The sequence below is a fragment of the Jatrophihabitans sp. genome (assembly GCF_035474675.1).
Taxonomy (GTDB): domain Bacteria; phylum Actinomycetota; class Actinomycetes; order Mycobacteriales; family Jatrophihabitantaceae; genus Jatrophihabitans_A.
In genome coordinates this window covers 1-3,366 of the sequence record NZ_DATINC010000123.1, presented here as the reverse complement: position 1 = coordinate 3,366, position 3,366 = coordinate 1, and the positions used below count along the sequence as shown (strand labels likewise).

Sequence of the window (3,366 nt, the reverse complement as noted above, 5' to 3'; positions counted from 1 at the left end):
GACCCCGAGCCGGTGCGCCTCGCCCGCGAAGTCGCCGCCGGCCTCGTCGGCGTGCAGGTCGGCCTCGGCCATCAGGTCCCGCACGCTGGTGGTGGCCAGCTGCCAGCCGTCCGAGGCGGTCGTCATGAACTCCTGCAGCATCGCCAGGCTCCAGACGTCGGAGTCGAGCTCGGCGCTCACATGGCCCATCAGCTTGGCGACGTGCCGGCCGCCCAGCTTGCCGAGCGCGGCGTGCACCTCGATGTCGGGGTTGAGGCCGGCCTCCAGCCGCCGGAACACCTTGAGGATGGCGGTGTCGTCGAACACCAGCGAGGTGTTGGACTGCTCGCCGGACAGCGCCAGGCTGGTCGCCCGCAGCGGGATCTCGTCGGCCGCCACCACCCGCACGAAGCTCACCCCGTCCACCGTGCTCTGCTCGGCGATCGCCTGCAGCCACAGGCCGGTGACCTCCTTGTCGTGCAGGGCGTCGTAGAGCTCGATGGGTGGGCCGCCGTCGGCGTCGGGCACCGAGCCGACCAGGGCGTGGCTCAGCTGCTCGACCGGTTCGGTGCGCATCACCAGCGGCACCTGGTAGTGCTCGACGCCCTCGGCGTAGCTGACGTCGGCCAGCCAGATCTGCACCAGCTGCGGTCGCTCGGCCAGGGTGGCCAGCAGCCTCGCCTGCACGGTGCCGGTGCGCGACTTGCCCGCGTACCAGCGCTGGTGGCCCAGCCAGTCGCGCAGCACCCGGCTCACCTCGGTGGCTTCCACCTTCATCGCAGGCCCCCTCGTCCCTCGGTGCCGGCTCCCGGCTGCGAGCCGCCCTCCGCCCAGTCGGTCGACAGCGCCCCGGCGGCCGGCAACCCGGTGCCGCCGGGCAGCTGGTGGACCGGGATGCGCAGCCAGTAGAAGCCGTGCCCGGCCACCGTGAGCAGGTAGGGCAGCTCGCCGATCGCCGGGAAGTGGCTGCCGCCGGTCATCTCGATCGGCTCGGCGCCCTGCCAGGGACGCAGGTCCAGCTGGACTGCCTGCGGGAACCGGGACAGGTTGTTCACGCACAGCACCACGTCGTCGCCGAACTCCCGGACGAAGGACAGCACGCACGGGTTGGAGCCGCCCAGGTCGGTGAAGGTGCCCATCCCGAAAGCCGGATTGGCCTTGCGCAGCCCGATCATCCGCCGGGTCCAGTGCAGCAGCGAGGAGGTGTTGCGGGTCTGGGACTCGACGTTGGTGACCTGGTAGCCGTAGATGGAGTCCAGGTTGACCGGCAGGTACAGCCGGCCCGGGTCGCAGCTGGAGAAGCCGGCGTTGCGGTCGGGCGTCCACTGCATCGGGGTACGCACCCCGTCGCGGTCACCGAGCCAGATGTTGTCGCCCATGCCGATCTCGTCGCCGTAGTACAGCACCGGCGAGCCCGGCAGCGACAGCAGCAGCGCGGTGAACAGCTCGATCCGGTTCAGGTCGTTGTCCAGCAGCGGCGCCAGCCGGCGGCGGATGCCGAGGTTGGCCTTCATCCGCGGGTCCTGGGCGTACTCGGCCCACATGTAGTCGCGCTCCTCGTCGGTGACCATCTCCAGGGTCAGCTCGTCGTGGTTGCGCAGGAAGATGCCCCACTGGCACTTGTCCGGGATCGGCGGGGTCTGGGCCAGGATCTCCGAGATCGGGTACCGGCTCTCCCGCCGGACCGCCATGAAGATCCGGGGCATCACCGGGAAGTGGAAGGCCATGTGGCACTCGTCGCCGCCGACGGAGAAGTCGCCGAAGTACTCCACCACGTCGTCGGGCCACTGGTTGGCCTCGCACAGCAGCACCCGGTCCGGGTAGTTGGCGTCGACCTCCTTGCGGACCCGCTTGAGCACCTGGTGGGTCTCGGGCAGGTTCTCGCCGTTGGTGCCGTCCCGGACGAACAGGTAGGGCACCGCGTCCAGCCGGAAGCCGTCGATGCCCATGTCCAGCCAGAACCGCAGCGCGTCCATGATGGCGTCCACCACGGCCGGGTTGTCGAAGTTGAGGTCGGGCTGGTGGGAGAAGAACCGGTGCCAGAAGTACTGCTTGCGCACCGGGTCGAAGGTCCAGTTGGACGGCTCGGTGTCGACGAAGATGATCCGGGCGTCCGGGTAGCGGGTGTCGTCGTCGGCCCAGACGTAGAAGTCGCCGTACGGGCCGTCCGGGTCGTTGCGGCTGGCCTGGAACCACGGGTGCTGGTCGGAGGTGTGGTTCATGACGAAGTCGACGATCACCCGGATGCCGCGGTCGTGGGCGGCGTCGAGGAACTCCTGGAAGTCGTCGATGGTGCCGAACTCGGGCAGCACGTCGGTGTAGTTGGACACGTCGTAGCCGCCGTCGCGCAGCGGCGAGGGGTAGAACGGCGGCAGCCAGAGGCAGTCCACGCCGAGCCACTGCAGGTAGTCGAGCTTGCTGGTCAGCCCCTTGAGGTCGCCGGTGCCGTCACCGTTGGAGTCGGCGAAGCCGCGCACCAGGACCTCGTAGAACACCGCGCGCTTGAACCATTCCGGATCAGGCACGTCGGATACGGGATGACTCAGATCGATTTCCACTGCCGGCGCTCCTCACACTGTCTGGTCTGCGCTGCTGTCGGGCCGATGGGCCGTCGCTGCTGGACGGCGTCTCCTCCAGCCCGAGTCTGCCACGTGGTGTAAACGCTCACAGCGTGGCCACCCGGCCGGCTCCCGGTCGCGGGGCCGGTAGCCGCACCCCGTCACCGGACCCGGACGATGGCTGCCGACTCTCGCGCCAGCCGGACGGCCGAGGAGTCCCCGGCCAGGCTCGCAGTGTCGGTGGCCAGCACGATCTCGGCCGCGCCCGCCACCGGCACGTCCTGCTGCCCGCCGGCCAGGTTGACCGCCACCCGCAGCTCGCCGCGGTGCACCACCAGCCAGTTCCGCTCGGCGTCGAAGTCCACCGTCACGGCGGCCAGCTTCGGGTCGGCCAGGCTCGGCTCGTCCCGGCGGAGCCGGATCAGCCGGCGGTACAGCTCGAGCATCTCGGCGTGGCTGCCGGTCTGGGGCTCGGACCAGTCCAGCACGGCGTTGCGGTAGGCGGCCTCGTCCTGCGGGTCGACCATCGCCGAGACGTCCCAGCCGTGGTCGGCGAACTCGGCCACCCGGCCCTGGCTGACCGCCGCGGCCAGTTCCGGCTGCGGGTGCGAGGTGAAGAACGGCCACCGGGTGCTGGCCGCCCACTCCTCGCCCATCCACAGCATCGGAGTGAATGGCGAGCTGAACAGCAGCACCGCACCGATCTCGAGCCGGCCGGGGCTGGTGATCTCGGGCAGCCGGTCACCGGCCGCCCGGTTGCCGACCTGGTCGTGGTCCTGCAGGAACACCACGAACCGCCAGCCCGGGGTGTGCTCGCGGTCCACCGGCC

Annotated in this window: 3 protein-coding genes; all 3 read right to left on the bottom strand. The window is 70.3% G+C overall.

Translation table 11 applies throughout. From position 1 onward, the window contains the following. On the bottom strand, positions 1 to 756 hold a 756-nt coding region (locus VLJ82_RS14690), incomplete at its 3' end, for a maltokinase N-terminal cap-like domain-containing protein (RefSeq protein WP_408664109.1). Further along, on the bottom strand, positions 753 to 2,504 hold the full coding sequence (gene treS / locus VLJ82_RS14685; protein ID WP_408664108.1) for a maltose alpha-D-glucosyltransferase: 1,752 nt from the start codon (positions 2,502 to 2,504) through the stop codon (positions 753 to 755). The genes treS and VLJ82_RS14690, both read right to left, overlap by 4 nt. 194 nt (positions 2,505 to 2,698) lie before the next feature. Next, positions 2,699 to 3,366, bottom strand: a 668-nt coding sequence (locus tag VLJ82_RS14680; RefSeq protein WP_408664107.1) for a DUF3459 domain-containing protein, incomplete at its 5' end; no start/stop codon positions are given.